This is a genomic window from Rhizobacter sp. P2_H2, from assembly GCF_056403375.1.
This window is the reverse complement of record NZ_JBFUFP010001679.1, coordinates 1-746: the sequence shown is the minus strand read 5'-3', so window position 1 is coordinate 746 and position 746 is coordinate 1. Positions and strand designations below refer to the sequence as shown.

Here is a 746-nt window from a genome sequence, read left to right as displayed (position 1 = left end):
GTGCAGGGGGATGTCGAAGCGCGCATCGTAGTACGGCCCGACGAAGTACAGCCCGTCGGGGGCAAAGGTCGGCGCCGCCACGCTGCGGCTGCGCGAGGCCAGCACCTCGCCCATCCAGCCCGGCGCGCGCTGCCCGGCGCCGATCGCCACCAGGCAGCCCATGATGTTGCGCACCATGTGGTGCAGGAAGGCATTGCCGTCGAAATCGAAGCGCCAGTACGCGCCGAAGCGCCGGATGCGGATCTCGCGCAGCGTCTTCACCGGCGTCGGCGATTGGCATTCGGCGGCGCGGAACGCGCTGAAGTCGTGTTCGCCGATCAGCACGGCGGCCGCCTCGCGCATCGCATCGCCATCGAGCGGGCGGAACACCCACCCGGCCGCGCCGGACTCGATCGCCGCCCGCACGCGCGACTCGAGCAGCAGGTAGGCGTAGCGGCGGCCCTGTGCGCTGTTGCGGGCATGGAAGTCGTCGGGCACGGGCCGGCACCACTGCACCGCGATGTCGAGCGGCAGGAAGCGGTTGGTGCCGCGCATCCACGATTCGGTTTCGCGCGCCACCGGTGCGTGCAGGTGCACGACCTGGTTCAGCGCATGCACGCCGGCATCGGTGCGGCCGGCACACATCGTGCGAACGGGCGTGGCCGCGAATTGCGACAACGCCCGTTCGAGATGGTCCTGGATCGTCTGCCCGCCCGGCTGGCTCTGCCAGCCGCGGTAGGCCTGGCCCTGGTAGCTGATACCGAGGG

General features: G+C 70.8%; 1 protein-coding gene. It reads right to left on the bottom strand.

The genetic code is table 11. The features are described 5' to 3' along the window. Positions 1–746: tRNA pseudouridine(38-40) synthase TruA (truA, locus tag AC1D15_RS35570; RefSeq protein ID WP_477829793.1), on the bottom strand; the 746-nt coding region annotated here is incomplete at both ends.